Origin of the sequence: Gordonia sp. PP30 (assembly GCF_023100845.1) — a bacterium.
Classification (GTDB): domain Bacteria; phylum Actinomycetota; class Actinomycetes; order Mycobacteriales; family Mycobacteriaceae; genus Gordonia.
Genome location: NZ_CP095864.1, coordinates 402,319 through 417,866, shown reverse-complemented (window position 1 = coordinate 417,866; position 15,548 = coordinate 402,319). Strand labels below are relative to the sequence as shown.

Annotated in this window: 14 protein-coding genes and 1 pseudogene; 10 read left to right on the top strand and 5 right to left on the bottom strand. The window is 67.9% G+C overall.

The features are described from left to right. Position 1: 1 nt before the first annotated feature. Positions 2 to 697, top strand: coding sequence for a thiamine phosphate synthase (gene thiE / locus MYK68_RS01905; RefSeq protein WP_247865991.1), 696 nt, complete (start codon positions 2 to 4; stop codon positions 695 to 697). 237 nt (positions 698 to 934) lie between these two features. Beyond that, positions 935 to 1,309 (top strand): 2-isopropylmalate synthase, encoded by a 375-nt coding sequence (locus MYK68_RS01900; protein WP_247865989.1) that lies wholly within the window; start codon positions 935 to 937, stop codon positions 1,307 to 1,309. Positions 1,310 to 1,418: 109 nt separating this feature from the next. Here the strand turns inward: MYK68_RS01900 and MYK68_RS01895 are convergent, their stop codons facing one another. Next, positions 1,419 to 1,880, bottom strand: a complete 462-nt coding sequence (locus tag MYK68_RS01895) for an NUDIX hydrolase (protein ID WP_247865988.1) — start codon at positions 1,878 to 1,880, stop codon at positions 1,419 to 1,421. Between the two features lie 104 nt (positions 1,881 to 1,984). Between MYK68_RS01895 and MYK68_RS01890 the strand changes: the two genes are divergently transcribed. The 4 genes from MYK68_RS01890 to MYK68_RS01875 all read left to right on the top strand — a co-directional run bounded on the left by MYK68_RS01890 (position 1,985) and on the right by MYK68_RS01875 (position 9,285). Continuing rightward, complete coding sequence (locus MYK68_RS01890) at positions 1,985 to 3,430, top strand: GlnX family signal transduction membrane protein (protein WP_247865986.1); 1,446 nt, start codon at positions 1,985 to 1,987, stop codon at positions 3,428 to 3,430. Continuing rightward, positions 3,427 to 4,422, top strand: coding sequence for a glutamate ABC transporter substrate-binding protein (locus tag MYK68_RS01885; RefSeq protein ID WP_247865985.1), 996 nt, complete (start codon positions 3,427 to 3,429; stop codon positions 4,420 to 4,422). The genes MYK68_RS01890 and MYK68_RS01885 overlap by 4 nt, the downstream gene beginning before the upstream one ends. Beyond that, positions 4,419 to 6,824, top strand: coding sequence for a serine/threonine-protein kinase (locus MYK68_RS01880; protein WP_247865984.1), 2,406 nt, complete (start codon positions 4,419 to 4,421; stop codon positions 6,822 to 6,824). The genes MYK68_RS01885 and MYK68_RS01880 overlap by 4 nt, the downstream gene beginning before the upstream one ends. 850 nt (positions 6,825 to 7,674) lie before the next feature. Beyond that, positions 7,675 to 9,285: an MDR family MFS transporter gene (locus MYK68_RS01875; RefSeq protein WP_247865982.1), complete on the top strand. Its 1,611-nt coding sequence runs from the start codon at positions 7,675 to 7,677 to the stop codon at positions 9,283 to 9,285. Between the two features lie 121 nt (positions 9,286 to 9,406). Here the strand turns inward: MYK68_RS01875 and MYK68_RS01870 are convergent, their stop codons facing one another. Genes MYK68_RS01870 through MYK68_RS01860 form a run of 3 tightly spaced genes read right to left on the bottom strand, consistent with a single transcriptional unit; the run spans position 9,407 to position 10,285 of the window. Beyond that, positions 9,407 to 9,730, bottom strand: a complete 324-nt coding sequence (locus MYK68_RS01870; RefSeq protein ID WP_502798314.1) for an Rv3654c family TadE-like protein — start codon at positions 9,728 to 9,730, stop codon at positions 9,407 to 9,409. Between the two features lie 43 nt (positions 9,731 to 9,773). Further along, positions 9,774 to 10,103: a TadE family type IV pilus minor pilin gene (locus tag MYK68_RS01865; RefSeq protein WP_247865980.1), complete on the bottom strand. Its 330-nt coding sequence runs from the start codon at positions 10,101 to 10,103 to the stop codon at positions 9,774 to 9,776. A 41-nt stretch (positions 10,104 to 10,144) separates the two neighbouring features. Beyond that, positions 10,145 to 10,285, bottom strand: coding sequence for a DUF4244 domain-containing protein (locus MYK68_RS01860; RefSeq protein WP_247867894.1), 141 nt, complete (start codon positions 10,283 to 10,285; stop codon positions 10,145 to 10,147). Positions 10,286 to 10,714: 429 nt separating this feature from the next. Between MYK68_RS01860 and MYK68_RS01855 the strand changes: the two genes are divergently transcribed. From MYK68_RS01855 to MYK68_RS01840, 4 genes are all read left to right on the top strand, one after another. Continuing rightward, positions 10,715 to 11,395: an MspA family porin gene (locus MYK68_RS01855; protein ID WP_247865978.1), complete on the top strand. Its 681-nt coding sequence runs from the start codon at positions 10,715 to 10,717 to the stop codon at positions 11,393 to 11,395. A 65-nt stretch (positions 11,396 to 11,460) separates the two neighbouring features. Then, the gene (locus MYK68_RS01850) at positions 11,461 to 12,240 is read left to right on the top strand and encodes a hypothetical protein (RefSeq protein ID WP_247865977.1); all 780 of its coding nucleotides are present in this window, start codon (positions 11,461 to 11,463) and stop codon (positions 12,238 to 12,240) included. A 52-nt stretch (positions 12,241 to 12,292) separates the two neighbouring features. Then, positions 12,293 to 13,485, top strand: a protein-coding gene (locus tag MYK68_RS01845) for an IS3 family transposase (protein WP_247865341.1) whose coding sequence is annotated in 2 segments (ribosomal slippage) — positions 12,293 to 12,577 and positions 12,580 to 13,485 — 1,191 coding nt in all. Because the reading frame shifts where the segments join, the coding sequence is not laid out codon by codon here. A gap of 256 nt (positions 13,486 to 13,741) precedes the next feature. Then, positions 13,742 to 15,082: an IS256 family transposase gene (locus MYK68_RS01840; RefSeq protein WP_247867893.1), complete on the top strand. Its 1,341-nt coding sequence runs from the start codon at positions 13,742 to 13,744 to the stop codon at positions 15,080 to 15,082. 29 nt (positions 15,083 to 15,111) lie between these two features. Here the strand turns inward: MYK68_RS01840 and MYK68_RS01835 are convergent. Continuing rightward, positions 15,112 to 15,525: pseudogene (locus MYK68_RS01835) on the bottom strand (IS1634 family transposase); the annotation flags it as partial. Positions 15,526 to 15,548 lie beyond the last annotated feature (23 nt).

The following is a 15,548-nucleotide window of genomic DNA, read 5'->3' as shown; positions in this document are numbered from 1 at the left end:
CATGGACGCCCGCTCTCGCTTGGATTCCGCCCGCCTGTACCTGTGCACCGATGCGCGGCGCGAACGCGGCGACCTGCTCGAGTTCGTCGCCGCCGCGCTCGACGGCGGCGTCGACATCGTGCAGCTGCGCGACAAGGGGTCGGCCGGCGAGCAGCGGTTCGGCGTGCTGGAAGCCCGCGAGGAACTGGAGTCGCTCGCCGGGCTGCGCGAGCTGACCCACGCGGCCGGCGCGCTCCTCGCCGTGAACGACCGCGCCGACATCGCCGCCCTCGCCGGCGCCGACGTACTGCATCTCGGCCAGGGCGACGTGCCGCCCGCGCTCGCCCGCCGCATCGTCGGACCCGACGTGGTGATCGGCCGGTCCACGCACGACGCGGCCCAGCTCGCCGACGCGCTGGCCGACGACGCCGTCGACTATTTCTGCACCGGCCCCTGCTGGGCGACACCCACCAAACCCGGCCGTACCGCCACCGGCCTCGACCTGGTGCGCGCCGCCGCCGCGGCCACCCGCGAGCAGACCAAGCCCTGGTTCGCGATCGGCGGCATCGACCTGGCGCGGGTCCCGGAGACCGTCGCCGCGGGAGCCTCGCGGATCGTCGTCGTCCGGGCCCTGACCGCGGCGGCGGATCCGGCGGGCGCCGCGCATGCGCTGCGGTCGGCGTGTGAAACCACTTGCGCGTCGCGGCCGGAGGAGTAGGCTCTTCCCATCATGTCGTGGCAGAAGCTTCTTGTAACCCGCCGCAGCGGGGTCTGATTCAGACCGACCCCCCGCTGCGGGTTCGTCACTGCCTCCTGATCTCGGCTCCCTCGCTTCCTGAGCTTGTCGAAGGACTTTCGTCGGTCATTCAGATTTCGACCGGAAAGAAGCCCCGAGATGCCTACCGTTCGCAGTGCTCGCCCAAGCTGGCGGCATGATCACCATGAGGCCCAGGCCATGAGCGCCGGCCCGATCACCCTGGAACGACTGCACACCGAACCCGAGCCCGGCGACGCCATCCACTGCCGGGCCACCCTGACCGTCGACGAACGGCTGGTCGATCTGGAGGCCACCGCCTTCGGGACCATCGGCGCGATGAGCGAGATGCTGTACGGCCTGGGCGCCGGCGTCGAGATCGTCTCGCTCTACCACCAGAACGAAGGTCCGGCGGCACCCGACGGCTCCGGCGGCGAGGTCTCCGCGTATCTGATGTGCCGACGCGACGGCGCGTGCTGCTGGGCACACGGCCGGGCCGCGACCGGCGACGAGGCCACCATCCGCGCGCTGATCTCGGCCGCCAACCAGCTGACGGGCCGGCAGCGACGCGGCTGAGCGGCGCGCGGCCGGTCGGCCGTTCTCGTATGTCGGCCCACGAGGGGAATGTTCCCTCGTGGGCCGGTATTCGGCAGTGGCCGACGAACCGGAAGGGCACCCCGTGTCGTCAGCGCAGGCGCAGGCGCAGCGTCGGCCACGCGCTCCCGAAGCCGGGATGCAGCGGCAGGTCGCCGACACCGGACTCGGGCACCCAGCGCAGTTCGGCCGATTCGCCGTTCGCGGTGGTGGCGACCGGTTCGGGCACGCGCGCGATGACCGTCGTATAGGTCCAGCCGCTGACCGCCTCGTGGGTCACCTCGGACTCCAGGACCTCGATCAGGTCCCGGTCGATGCCGGCTTCCTCATGGGCTTCGCGGAGGGCCGCGTCGATCGCCGACTCGTGCGAGTCCCGGGCGCCGCCCGGGAGGCCCCAGGTGTCGCCCTGATGCGACCACACCGCGCGGTGCTGCAGCAGCACCCCGAGGCCGTCGCCGATCGGCGTGCACAGCAGGAGACCCGCGGCACCGTGCCGTCCCCAATACCGCGCGCCGTCGGGGTCGAAGACCCAGCCGTCGCCATCTCCGCGCACCCGAATCCTCCCTCCGCGACACTCTCCCCGACCACGCTACCGGGTGCGCGCGTACAGCACGCGGTTCCCGACTAGGGTTGGCATCGTCACGGAAGGGCGCGATCGTGAGTGGGCAGCAGTCGACGGTACGCAGTGCGCTGACGCATGCCGGTCGGAATGTGCTGCCGGAATCGGTGCAGGCCAATCCGCGCCTGCGGCAGGTGATCGCCGATCGGCGCGAGATCGCCGCGATGACCCGCGATCGCGTCACCTCACCGATCGCCGCGTTCAAGTTCTACGCGCTGACCACCCCCGGCAAACTGGTGGTGCTGCTGACCGCGCTCGTGCTGGCCTGCGGGCTCACCGGCTGGTATTCGTCGGTGTCCCTCAACCAGCGCAGCGACACCCTGGAATCACTGATCAACAGCAGCGAGCCCCTGGCCGAGTCGGCCGAGGTGCTCTACAGCTCGCTGTCGGTGGCCGATGCGGCCGCCAACTCGGCGTTCATCTCGGGCGGCCGGGAGTCCCCGGATCTGCGCAAGCTGTACTCCGACGCCATCGCCAGTTCGGGCACCGCGCTGGTGGCGTCCGCCGACGGCGGCGGACTGGCCTCCGAGACCGGCCCCGGCGCCGACGTCTCGGTGCGCGACGACCTGGACACGATGGCCGTCTCGATCCCGTCGTACACCGGCGTGATCGAGACCGCCCGCACCAACAACCGGCTCGGCAACCCGGTCGGCTCCGCTTATCTGGTGCAGGCGTCGAACATGATGCAGGGCGACATCCTGCCCGCCGCCAAGCGCCTGTACGACGAGCGCTCGACGGCCATCTCCGAACCGCAGCGCACCCTGACCGTGCCCCCGTGGGGCGTGTACGTCGCCCTGTTCACGACCATCGCGATGCTGATCGGTATCGGCCGCTATCTGGCACGACGCACCCGCCGCCATTTCAATCTGGGCCTGGTCGGCGCCGGCGCGGCGCTCATCATCGGCACACTGTGGCTGCTGGTGACCGGGCTGACGTCCGTTGCCGCGGCCAACACGGCCAAGAACGACGGCGCCGAGCCCCTGCACGACCTGACCACCATGCGGATCCTCACCCAGCAGGCACGCTCGGCGGAGACGCTGAACCTGGTGCGCCGCTCCGATCCGGGCACCCTCGACCGTGACTTCAATTCCACGCTGACCCAGATCCGCAACCGCACCGCCTCGCTGATCGCCGAGCATCCGGACGAGTCCGGCATCACCGATCCGCTCCGCAAGGTCCAGAACTCGCTCACCCAGTGGGAGCACGCGCACGCCGAGGTGAGTCAGCGGCTCGCGGCGGGCGACTTCGTCGGGGCCCGCGCCCTGACCATCGGCACCGGCGACATCAGCACGGCGACCGGGTACGACCAGGTCAACACCCAGTTGCTGCAGGCGATCGACCAGACGCGCGACACCTTCCGCAGCAACATCCACACCGCTCAGCAGTTGCTCGGGTACACCGGCACCGGGATCGGCTGGCTGTGCGTGGTCGCCGCGGTCGCCGCCGCGGCGGGCCTGTTCCCGCGCATCCGGGAGTATCGATGACCCGATTCGTCCGCCGCGCCACCGGGACCGCATGCCTGGTCGTCGCCCTGTGCCTCGCCGTCGCCGGCTGCTCGTCGCAGGATCTGCGCGACACCGACCCGCCGACGACCGTCGCCCAGGTGCCGACGCCGCCGGGCGCGTCGTTCGGCGCTCAGGCCCCCGAGGGCATCGACACCAGCGACTGCGATGCGACGGCGAGCCTGCGGCCGCCGGACACGATGCCCGAGCCCGGCCACATGCCGCCCGGTTCGACGATGGCCCGGATCGCCTCGCGCGGCCGGCTGGTCGTGGGCACCGACATCGGCAGCAATCCGCTGAGCTTCCGGGACCCGATCTCCGGCGACATCGAGGGCTTCGACGTGGACATCGCGCACTGGATCTCGCAGGCGATCTTCGGTGAGACCCGCATCGAGTACCGGATCCTGTCGACCGGCGACCGCGTCGCCGCACTGCGCGACGGCAGCGTCGACGTCGTCACCAAGTCGATGAGCATCACCTGCGACCGCCGCAAGTCGGTGGACTTCTCCGCCCCGTATTACGTGGCGTCCCAGCGCATCGCGGTCTACCGGAACTCCGGGATCGAGAGCATCGCGGGCCTGGCCCACAAATCGGTGTGCGCCACCCAGAACGCCACGTCGATCACCCGGGTGCAGCGCCGGGTCCCCAGCGCGAAGATCATCACCACCGAGAACTGGGCCGACTGCCTGGTGCTGATGCAGCAGGGGCAGGTCGACGCGATCGCCGGCGACGAGCCGCTGCTGTCCGGGATCGCGGCGCAGGATCCGTGGGTGCAGATCGTCGGCGACCCGTTCGGGACCGAGTACTACGGGGTGGGTATCCCGCTCGGCGAGAACGACATGGTGCGCTTCGTGAACGGTGTGCTGGAGCAGCGGCATGCCGACGGCAGCTGGCAGCAGTCGTACAACCAGTGGTTGTCGCAGCTGGGCCCGGCCGTCCCGCCGCCGGTGACCTATCGGGAGGAGGCACGATGACCGATCGGAAACCCGTCGAAGAGCCGGTCGGCACGGTCCGCACGCAGGCCACGCCGGTCGACGTGTTCGACGACGACTACCCGGCCACCCAGGCCACTCCCCCCATGTCGCTCGACGACCTGGACGACGACACCGACGTCGAGCCGGGCACCCAGGCGACGCCCGCGGGCCGCCTCTTCGACGACCCGGCGCTCCCCCACCGGCGGCCGCCGCGGAAGAGCACCGCCGCCGTGCACGACCGGCGGCTCGGCAGCGAGCTCGTCGCGCTGCCCGCGATGCGGGACATCGACCCGGCCGATGCGGTGCTGTCGAACCCGATCATCGTGGAGAGCAAGCGGTTCTGCTGGAACTGCGGGAAGCCGGTCGGGCGGGCATCCGGCCCCGACGAGGGGCCGCTGACCGGCCACTGTCCGCATTGCGGCTCCCGGTATTCGTTCGTTCCCGGCCTCGAACGCGGCACCATGGTCGCCGACCAGTACGAGATCGCCGGCGCCATCGCGCACGGCGGCATGGGATGGATCTATCTGGCCGTCGACCACAACGTCTCCGACCGGCCGGTGGTGCTCAAGGGCCTGCTGAACTCGTCTGACTCGGCGGCGCGGGCGGTCGCGATCGCCGAGCGGCAGTTCCTCGCGTCGGTCAACGACCCCGGCATCGTCAAGATCTACAACTTCGTCGAGTACACCGACGACGAGGACCGGCAGCTCGGCTACATCGTCATGGAGTACGTCGGCGGTCACACGCTCAAGCAGCTGACCACCGGGCCCGACGGCGAGAAGGTGAACCTGCCGATCGAGCAGGCGATGGCGTATGTCCTCGAGGTGCTCTCGGCCGTCGGGCATCTGCACTCGCTCGGGCTGGCGTACAACGACGTGAAGCCCGACAACATCATGATCACCAGCGACGAGGTCAAGATGATCGACCTCGGCGCGGTGTCGGCGATCAACGGCTACGGGCACCTGTACGGGACACCCGGCTTTCAGGCGCCAGAGATCGTCGAGACCGGCCCGCAGGTGGTCACCGACATCTACAGCATCGGCCGCACCCTCGCCGTGCTGACGCTGGACATGCCGATGGAGAAGGGCCGGTACGTCGACGGCCTGCCCGATCCGGAGACCACGGAACTCTTCGTCGAGAATCCGTCGTACTACTACTTTCTGCAGCGGGCGACGGCCACCGATCCGGCCGAGCGGTTCGCGTCGACCGAGGAGATGACCACCCAGCTGCTCGCGGTGCTCCGGGAGACCGTCGCGCTGCACACCGGTGTTCCGCGGCCGGCCATGTCGAAGGTGTTCACCCCGCAGCGCTCGGCGTTCGGCACCAATCTGATCCTGGCGCCGATCGACGGCTTCTTCGATCCGGCGATGGCCGCGGTTCCCGATCCCGCCGACATCGCGCGGGCCCTCCCGGTGCCACTGGTCGATCCGGAGGACCCGGCGGCCAACCTGCTGAGTTCGGCCGCGCTGAGCTATCCGCGCCAGGTGCTCGACAGCATCAAGAACGCCCGCGCCGAGGGCTTCCCCGGTCTGGCGCTGGGCGACGACGACTCCGACGGTCACCCGTCCGCCGAGATCGACCTGGCCGAGGCGCGGTCGCATCTCGAGCTCGGCAATCTGGAGATCGCGTTGCGGCTGCTGCACGACGCCGCCGCGAACCACGGCGACTCGTGGCGGGTGCAGTGGTACCTCGGCATCTGCGCCCTGCAGGACGGCGACGCCGAGGTGGCCTACGAGCGGTTCCAGACCGTGCTGGAAGCGATGCCGGGCGAGGTGGCCCCGAAGCTGGCGGTGGCCGGGACCGCCGAGCTGATCGGGTACTGGCTGTCGGTGCAGGACGAGGTCAGCAACGATCAGGTGGCGCAGATCGAGCACTGGTACGACATCGCGCGGCACCACTACCACGACCTGTGGCTGACCGATCATTCCATCGTGACCGCCGCGTTCGGGCTGGCCCGCATGCTCCTTGCCGAGGGCCGGCACCTGGAGGCCATCGAACCGCTCGACGAGGTGCCCACCACCAGCCGCCATTACAGCATCGCGCAGGAGAGTGCGATCCTCTGTCTGGTGCACGAGCGGCCGATGAGCGAGGTGGAGAAGGACGAGCTCTTCGAGGCCGCCGACCGTCTGGAACGACTGACCGATGAGGACGGCCGCCTCGGTCGGCTGCGGCTGATCGTGCTGGGCACCACCCTCGGCTGGATCGATCTGCATCGCGAGGAACTGGAGGAGACGCCCGACGGCGAGCACCCCGATTTCCTCGGCTTCCCGTTCACCGAGCAGGGCCTGCGCGCCGGAACCGAGCGCTGCCTGCGCGAACTGGCGCGCCGCACCCGCGACAACCGCGCCCACCGCTTCCTCCTGGTCGACCTCGCCAACCTGGTCCGCCCCGCCACCCTCTTCTGACCGGGCTCGGCCGAGCCACCCGTGCCGATCGAGGAGCACCGAGGCCGTCCTTCCGCCAGCCGAGCCGGTCGAGCCTCGCACGAACGCGACCAGCACCTCCCTTGCGATCACCCCGTCCGCCCGCTGAGCAACGCCGAAGCCATCCGTTCGCCGGTTGAGCCCTTCGACTCCGCTCAGGAACCACCGGTCGAGCCCGCCAGGGCGAGACCGAGTCGAAGCCCCCCCTGCACGACGACGGCACCATGGCGGCCCACGCGTGCATATGTGGATCGTGACCCGCCAGAATGCCGTCGTCATATGCCGCTGGCGCCAGGCTGGCCGAACACACGGGGACCATGCCGACCGGAGGTCTCGGCTCAACGGGTCCTGAGAGCACGCGTGGCGGAGCTTGCCACGACACGCGGTCGAAGGGCGACCACCATCTCCGTCGAGACCACCCCACCCGCCGGCTGAACCTCATGCTGAGCACGCGTGGCGGAACCTGCGACGACACGCAGACGAACGGCGACCACCGCCTCCGTCGCGATCACCCCGCCCGCCGACTGAGCAACCCCGAAGCCATCCATCCGCCGGTTGAGCCGGTCGAGCCCGCCAGGGCGAGACCGAGTCGAAGCCCCCTGCACGATGGCCCAGTGCACGCGGGACCATGTCTATCGGGTCTCGGCGCCACAGGTCCTGAGCGCGCGTGGCGGAGCGTGCGACGACACGCGATCGAACGGCCACCATCTCCGTCGAGACCATCCCACCCGCCGACTGAGCAGCGCCGAGCCCGCCAGGACGAGGCGCGTGCCGAAGCCCCCGCCCACCGAACTCCACAATCCGGACCGGCGGCCCACATAGGCTAAGAGCCGTGACCGACACGAAGCCACAAGACGACACCGCGGCGCAGGACGACCGCGCGCCCGTCCACATCCAGAAGCACCTGGTCTACATCATCTACGCGGCGCTGATGGCCGCGATGTTCCTCTCCTCACTCGACCAGTCGGTGGTGAGCACCGCCCTGCCGACGATCGTCGGCGACCTCGGCGCGGTATCCCACGAGGGCTGGATCATCACGTCGTACCTGCTGGCCATCGCGATCGTCATGCCGATCTACGGCAAGATCGGCGATCTCTACGGACGCCGCTGGCCGTTCCTCTTCTCGATCGCGGTGTTCGTTCTCGGTTCACTGGGTTCGGCGCTCGCCGAGTCGTTCTGGATGCTGGTGGCGGCACGAACCTTCCAGGGCCTCGGTGCCGGCGGCCTGGTGATCCTGTCGCAGGCGATCGTCGCGGACATCGTCTCGGCACGCGACCGCGGCAAGTACATGGGTCCGATGGGCGCCATCTTCGGCATCGCCTCGGTGGCCGGGCCTCTGCTCGGCGGCTGGTTCACCGAGGGCCCGGGCTGGCGCTGGTGCTTCTGGCTCAATGTGCCGATCGGCCTCATCGCACTCGTCGTCGCGATCTTCGCGCTGAAGCTCCCCATGCAGCGGTCGACACGCCCCTTCGATTGGTACGGCACCGTGTTCATGGCGCTGTTCACGGCCGGGATCGTGTTCCTGACAAGCTGGCCGAGCGTCGTGCCGAGCGGCAAGTACGACTGGTCCGATCCGATCCTCGTCCTCCTGCTCGTCGGCACCATCCTCGCGTTCAGCATCTTCGTGTGGGTCGAGACGCGGGTCGACGAGCCGCTGGTGCCACTACGCCTCTTCCGCGATCCGGTGTTCAGCGTCTCGGTGACGGTCGCGCTGATCTTGGGCATCACGATGTTCGCCGCCCTCAGCTTTCTGCCGACCTTCCTGCAGATGGCCCGCGGCGTCGGCCCCACCGACTCCGGGCTGCTGATGCTCCCGATGACCGCCGGCGTGATGCTGACCGCGATCGTGTCGGGTCTGCTGATCACCAAGACCGGCAAGTACCGGATCTATCCGATTCTGGGCATGGCGATCACCACCGCCGGAATCGCCTGGCTCACCCGGATCACCGGCAGCATGTCGATGGTGCTGTTCGGTGCCATGATCTTCGTGCTCGGCTTCGGTATGGGCCTGGTGATCCAGACCATCGTGATCGCCGTGCAGAACGCCGTCGATCCGTCCGAGGTCGGCACCGCCACCTCGACCAACAACTTCCTCCGCGAGATCGGCGCCGCGATCGGCACCTCGGTGTTCGGCACGCTGTTCACCAGCAAACTGACCGCGAACCTGCACGACGTGATGGCCAAGGTTCCGCCGCAGGACCTGCCGCCCGACCTGCTGCACGACGACCTCACCCCGGAGGTGGTCAAGGCCCTGCCCGAGCCGCTGCACACGCAGGTGGTCGACGCCTACGTGAACGCGATGGCACCGTCGTTCTGGTACCTGGTGCCCATCGCCGCGATCGGCTTCATCGCCTCGCTGTTCCTTCGGAACAAGGCGCTCTCGACCCAGGCCGGGCTGGTCGCCCGCGGCGAAGCGGCCCCGCAGCCCGCCCCGACCGCCTGATCCAGCCGGCGCGGTCGGACGGCGCCGGCGGACTCCGACCCCGCTGTTCAGGTAGCGCCAGCATCATCCAGATCCGGCTGGACCGTCCGACTTCGCCGGCGGCGCGGGGAGTCGTCCCGGGTCAACCGCGGCCTGCGTCGTCGTCCGGCACCTCCGCCGGCCCGGCCCGGGCCCGCGCGGTCGCTTCCCGCAGACCGAAGTCGCCCAACCGCACCGGCACGACGACGTCGACCAGCACGTCCTGCCCCTCGACCTCGCACGTTCGCAGGCGCGGCGCACCTTCCTGGGCGACGACGATCTCGCGCGCCCGCCCGCAGGGATCGTCGCCACCGTAGAGCTGCGCCGATGCCGCCGCGAGCGCCCCCAGATCGGCGGCGTTCTGCGCCCGGTGCCGCGCGAGCACCGCCGCACCGAGATAGCTCATCGCCACCACGAGCGTCGCCAGCCCGGCGATGGCCAGCGCCGCCGCGATCGTCGTGAACCCGGCGTCATCCCGGATCCGACTGCTCGACGCCGGTCGGTTCCCGCGCGGCGACGCTGCGCGCCGAGACGTCGAGCATCGCCAGCAGCGGCACCTTCGCAACGACGGTCGCGACCACCCGGTCACCGTCCGTGCGCACCTCGATCCGGGCGCCCTTCGGCGCCACCTGGGCGCCGACCCGGGTGGCGGCCGGATCGCCCGCGGCGGCGAGTCGTGCCACCTCACGGGCCGCATCGGTGCACCGCAACTGGGCGGCGACCCCGCCGATCGCCGCCACCGACAGCACGACGAAGACCGCGAGCGCCGAGAGCGCATAGGCGGCCTCGACCGTCACCATCCCTGTCTCGTCCGCCGCAAGCCGTCGCCACCACCGCCGGCTCATCCCACTGACGTGGACAGCGCCTTGCTGATGATTCCCGTCAGCGCGCTCACCACGTTGTCACCGGTCACGACCGTGTACAGAATCGCTCCGAAGGCCGCCGCAGCGACCGTCCCGATCGCATATTCCACCGTGCTCATGCCAGTCTCGTCATCGAGCAACCGGCCCGGAAAGTCGTTGTTCACAGCATCCCCCTTGCCTCGAATCGCTCCGGACGAAGCGGTTCGAGGTTTAGACGCACCAGCGGCCGGTCCGGTTCCATGACGCGCCGAATCTCGAACCACTCAGGTCCTCTGCCCCTTCTACGCCAGCTCCCACTCGGGGCGAAAGCCGCACGACAGTCGTCCTCCCAGTCCTCCGAAATGTCGATGCCGACCGCTCCGACCGACACACGGCTTCGATGTTTCCCCAGGTGACGCATCCGGACGATTCTGGACCGGAATTTGATTGGTGTCCTCTACCTGCATGTTTGGGACTAGTGGTCCCCAAGAGCCGGCCTCACGCTCCTACCGTTGCTGCGAACTCCACACCGGGGCTCAACCACCACAGAACACAACGAAATCAGAGTGATGATGAGACGCCGTTTCACCCTTCTGCTCGCCCTACTCGGGGTGCTGTCGATGACCGCGCTGCTGGTTGGCGGTCCCGCTGATGCCAAGACCCACACGACCCGTGAAGGGCTGACGATCGCCCTGTCCGCGGCTCAGCAGTCGGTGCGTGCGGTGCCGCCGCTGGACTCCTCTCCGCTGTCCGGACAAGCCCTGCTGTCCTCGGACGTGCATGCGGCGATCGGGAACATCGACGGCAAGACCGTGCGCGCCACCGTCGAGGTGGGCTACAAGATCGGCTACCCCGTTTCCGTCGCCCCCAACGGAGTGAAGGTCACCGCCCACACCCCGGAGTTGAAGCTCTCTTCCGGGGTGAACGCCAAACTGGCTCCCAACGTGACGATCGGCGGTACCGGTGGCGGCGGATCGATCGGTGCGATCGGCGCCGATCTCGGTGCGGAGGCGACGGTGATTCCATCGGCGGATCTGGAGTTCGAGGTCGGCGCCGGGAAGATCACCACGGTCACCCTGGCCGAGATCGCGTTGACCAAACCGGTCGCCGACATCGTCCTCTCAGGCGTGGAACTGAACGTGTCCAACGCCCTCGGACCGATCAGCGTGCGGCCGTTCGCCAAGATCTCGGTCACGACTGAGACCGGGGTGTACGTGTACTACGCCCACGGCCGCACCACCCGGATCTGAACGGGGTTCCCGAGATGAGGGAGAACACCGGACTGCGAAGCCTCTTCTGGACCACCGTCAGCGTGATGGCCACCACCGCGGTCATGATCATGCTCGTTGTCGTACTGACGCCACCAGCGTCCAGCGCCGAGACACCAGCCGAACGCTGCAAACGCGAGACCACGGCTTACAACACCGCGTGGAAGAACACCTGGGCCCAGACCAACCCGGGGAAGAGCCCTTCGCAGGCACCGCCGCCGCCCGTGCCGTACCGGTGCGGAGTCCCGAAGAGCGCCCCTCTACCGCCTAGTACAACTTCTCCATCGCAGGAGCCGGAGCCTTCGAAGCAGGCGACGGTTCCGCCTCGCGAACCGGGCGCCACCGGCCCATCTCTGAACGGTCCTACCGACCGGAAGGATCAAGAGGTCGGGGTGGACCCCGATCAGCAGCCGATCGAGGCTCCTCCGACCTCGCCTGGAGGACTGTCGTTCGTTCGTCTCCCATCGGACCCAGGAGTTCTTCGTCTCCAGATTCGCCGCAACAATGTTACTCGAACGATTGAATGCACTGGCAATGTGCAGAATGTCCACCAATCGAGAGGGAATCCCGCATGGATGGATGTTAAAGCGAAGGTTCAATGCAAGGGAGACCTTCCGATCGAGTCTGCGAACTACAGAATCAGCTATCTGAAGAAGCGGGTGCTGAAGTTTAGGCCCGACCAATGGAATGAAGTGAGTGAAAGTGTTCGCACGCATTCATTTACTGGTCCGGACATGTATAAACAGAAGACGATCATGTCGGCTGAAGCAACACCGTGCATCCCAGGCGAGTATCAGGGTAAGGTCTCGGGACTGCTGCACGGATAGGTGACATCTGATCTGGCTTGCCTGGGAGGGTGGGCCTGGAAGGATGGCCATCGTGCCCAAGCCCTACCCGTCCGAGTTTCGTGACGACGTGGTTCGCGTCGCTCAGAACCGTGAACCTGGAGTGACGATCGAGCAGATCGCGAAAGACTTCGGGGTCCATCCGATGACGTTGCAGAAGTGGTTGCGTCGAGCCGAGATCGATGAGGGCGCCAGGCCGGGTCAGTCTCGGACCGAGTCCGCGGAGATCCGTGAGCTGCGCCGACGGAACCGGCTCCTCGAGCAGGAGAACGAGGTGCTGCGCCGTGCGGCGGCGTATCTGTCGCAGGCGAATCTGCCGGGAAAAGGCTCTACCCGCTCGTGACCGAGCTCGCCGCCGCAGGGGTTCCTGTGACGGTGACGTGTCGGGTATTGAAGCTCTCCCGCCAGCCCTACTACCGGTGGCTGGCCAACCCCATCACCCCGAGCGAGGTGGTGCAGGCCTATCGCGCGAACGCTCTGTTCGACGCCCACCGGGACGACCCTGAGTTCGGGCACCGGCTCCTGGCCGACGAGGCCCGCGGCAACGGCGAGGCGATGGCGGACCGGACTGCGTGGCGTATCGCCTCGACGAACGGCTGGTTCAGCGCGTTCGGCAAACCCAAGCGCAGCAAGGCTCGCAAGCCCGGCCCGCCCGTGCACGACGACCTCTGCGCCGTCGTCGACGAGCACGGCCGGACACGGCACGTGTTCGCCGCGGACGCACCGAACCAGCTGTGGCTGACCGACATCACCGAGCACCCGACCGCGGAGGGCAAGCTGTACCTCTGCGCGATCAAGGACGCGTTCAGTGGCCGGATCGTCGGGTACTCGATCGACTCTCGGATGAGGTCCCGATTGGCCGTCCGAGCGCTCGAGAACGCCGTCGCGATGCGCGGCGATGTCGCCGGCTGTGTGGTGCATTCGGACAGGGGGTCTCAATTCCGAAGCCGCAAATTCCGGCGCGCTTTGACCCGTCATCGCATGGTCGGAAGCATGGGAAGAGTCGGCTCCAGCGGAGACAACGCCGCTATGGAAAGCTTCTTCGCGCTGCTGCAGAAGAACGTCCTCGACCGCCGCTCCTGGACCACCCGAGAACAGCTGCGCACCGCGATCGTCACCTGGATCGAGCGGACCTACCACCGCCGCCGCCGGCAAGCCCGCCTCGGCCGTTTGACGCCCATCGAATTCGAGACCATCATGACCAACAGCGTCGCTCTCGCAGCGTGACTACAACCTGTCACCTAAACGTGCAGCAGTCCCGATCACGCATCATCGTCTCGGCCTCGGGTCGGGTCACGGGTTGTTGAAACGTAGTGCGCAGGGTGCCGGCGATCCTCACGTGTTCGGGGTCGGTGACGACCATGCGCCGGGCCCACCGCCGCTGGTGGACAGCGACCACGCGGCGGGCGTGTCAGATGGTCTGTGTAAGTCGGGAGGGTGAGTCCTGAAAGGAACTCTCACTGTGACCATCGATGATGTGACTGTGGATCAGTCACGAGAAGAGCGGCGTCGCCGCCAGAACGAGGCCACCGATGCGCTCATCGCCTCGGGTGCGCTCGATGGTGTCCTTGCCAAGATCGATGGCGGCGAGCCGTTGACCGGCGAGGGCGGTCTGCTCGGGTCGCTGATGAAGGCGGCCCTGGAGCGTGGTTTGAACGCCGAGTTGAGCGATCACCTCGGGTACGAGGCCGGCGACCCGGAGGCGTCGTCGTTTCCCAACTCCCGTAACGGTTACGGCACCAAGACTGTCGCCACCGAGGTCGGGGACGTGGAGTTACGTATCCCGCGTGACCGCGACGGCTCGTTCATCCCGATGCTGGTCCGCAAGGGCCAGCGCCGTCTGGACGGTCTGGACGCGATGATCGTCTCGCTCTACGCCGGCGGGATGACGATCCGCGATATCCAGCACCATCTGGCCTCCACGATCGGCACGGACCTGTCGCACGAGACGATCTCGAAAATCACCGAAGAGGTCGCCGACGAGGTGATCAAGTGGCAGCAACGTGACCTCGAACCGCTGTACCCGGTGATGTACCTCGACGCGATCGTGGTCAAGGTCCGTGACGGCGGGCACGTGATCAACAAGTCCGCGCACCTGGCCGTCGGTGTCGACGTGGACGGTATCAAGCACGTCCTGGGGATCTGGATCGCGCAGACCGAGGGCGCCAAATTCTGGGCGTCGGTGTGCGCTGAACTCCGTAATCGCGGCGTGCAGGACGTGCTGATCGTGTGCTGTGACGGGCTGACCGGGTTCGCCGACGCGGTCGAGGCGACCTGGCCGCAGGCTACCGTGCAGACGTGCGTGGTCCACCTGATCCGGGCGTCGATGCGGTTCGTGTCCTACGGTGACCGCAAAGCCGTCGCCGCCGCCCTCAAACCGGTCTACCAGGCCTCCAGCGCCGACGCTGCTCTCCAGGCCCTGGAGGAGTTCGACGCCTCCGAACTCGGGCGCCGCTACCAGTCGACGGTGCGCAGTTTCCGCGACGCCTGGGAACGGTTCACCCCGTTCCTGGCGTTCCCGCCGGAGCTGCGCCGGGTGATCTACACGACCAACAGCATCGAATCGTTGAACTACCAGTTGCGCAAGGTCATCAAGAACCGCGGGCACTTCCCGAACGACGCCGCCGCCGTGAAGCTGCTGTGGATGGCGATCGGCAACATCGAGGACAAACGCGCCCGTGAACGCGAGAAGGAGAAAGGACTACCCGCCGATCAACGCCGAGCCCCCGGCCGACTCGTCGAAGGCCAAGTCACCACGAACTGGAAACGAGCATTGGAACAACTCTCCCTGATCTACCCCGAACGAATCAACCATCACCTCTAACCCGAACACCCGAACGACATACACAGAAAACTTGACAGGCTCACCTGCGACGCACCGGCTTCCTCGAGGACTCGCAGGGAGTCGAGCTTGCTCGTCGGCTCGATGATCCGCGCCAGCACCAGATCGCGGAACACCAGGTCATCGCCGGTGGATGCGGCGAATCCCAGCTCGGTGTACACCCCGTCGAGGGCCTCCCACAGGTAGGCCATCCGCGAGGACTCAATCGGCAACGGCGCTTCCGGGTCCGGCGTACTCAGGCCGAGATCGAGTTGCGCCTGCCCATGAGAAAGTCTCTGCGCAGCAACCACTTTGAGCGCCTCGTACTCGTCATCGGTGTGCGCTGACCCAATGTGCTCAATCGACCGCGAACCCTTCCGAGAACCGTGAACGATCTGCACCGCACGCGCGCCTGAGGCCGTCTTCACCGTCCGCACGTACGCCATTCCCGAAGCCTACGGCCCCGCCC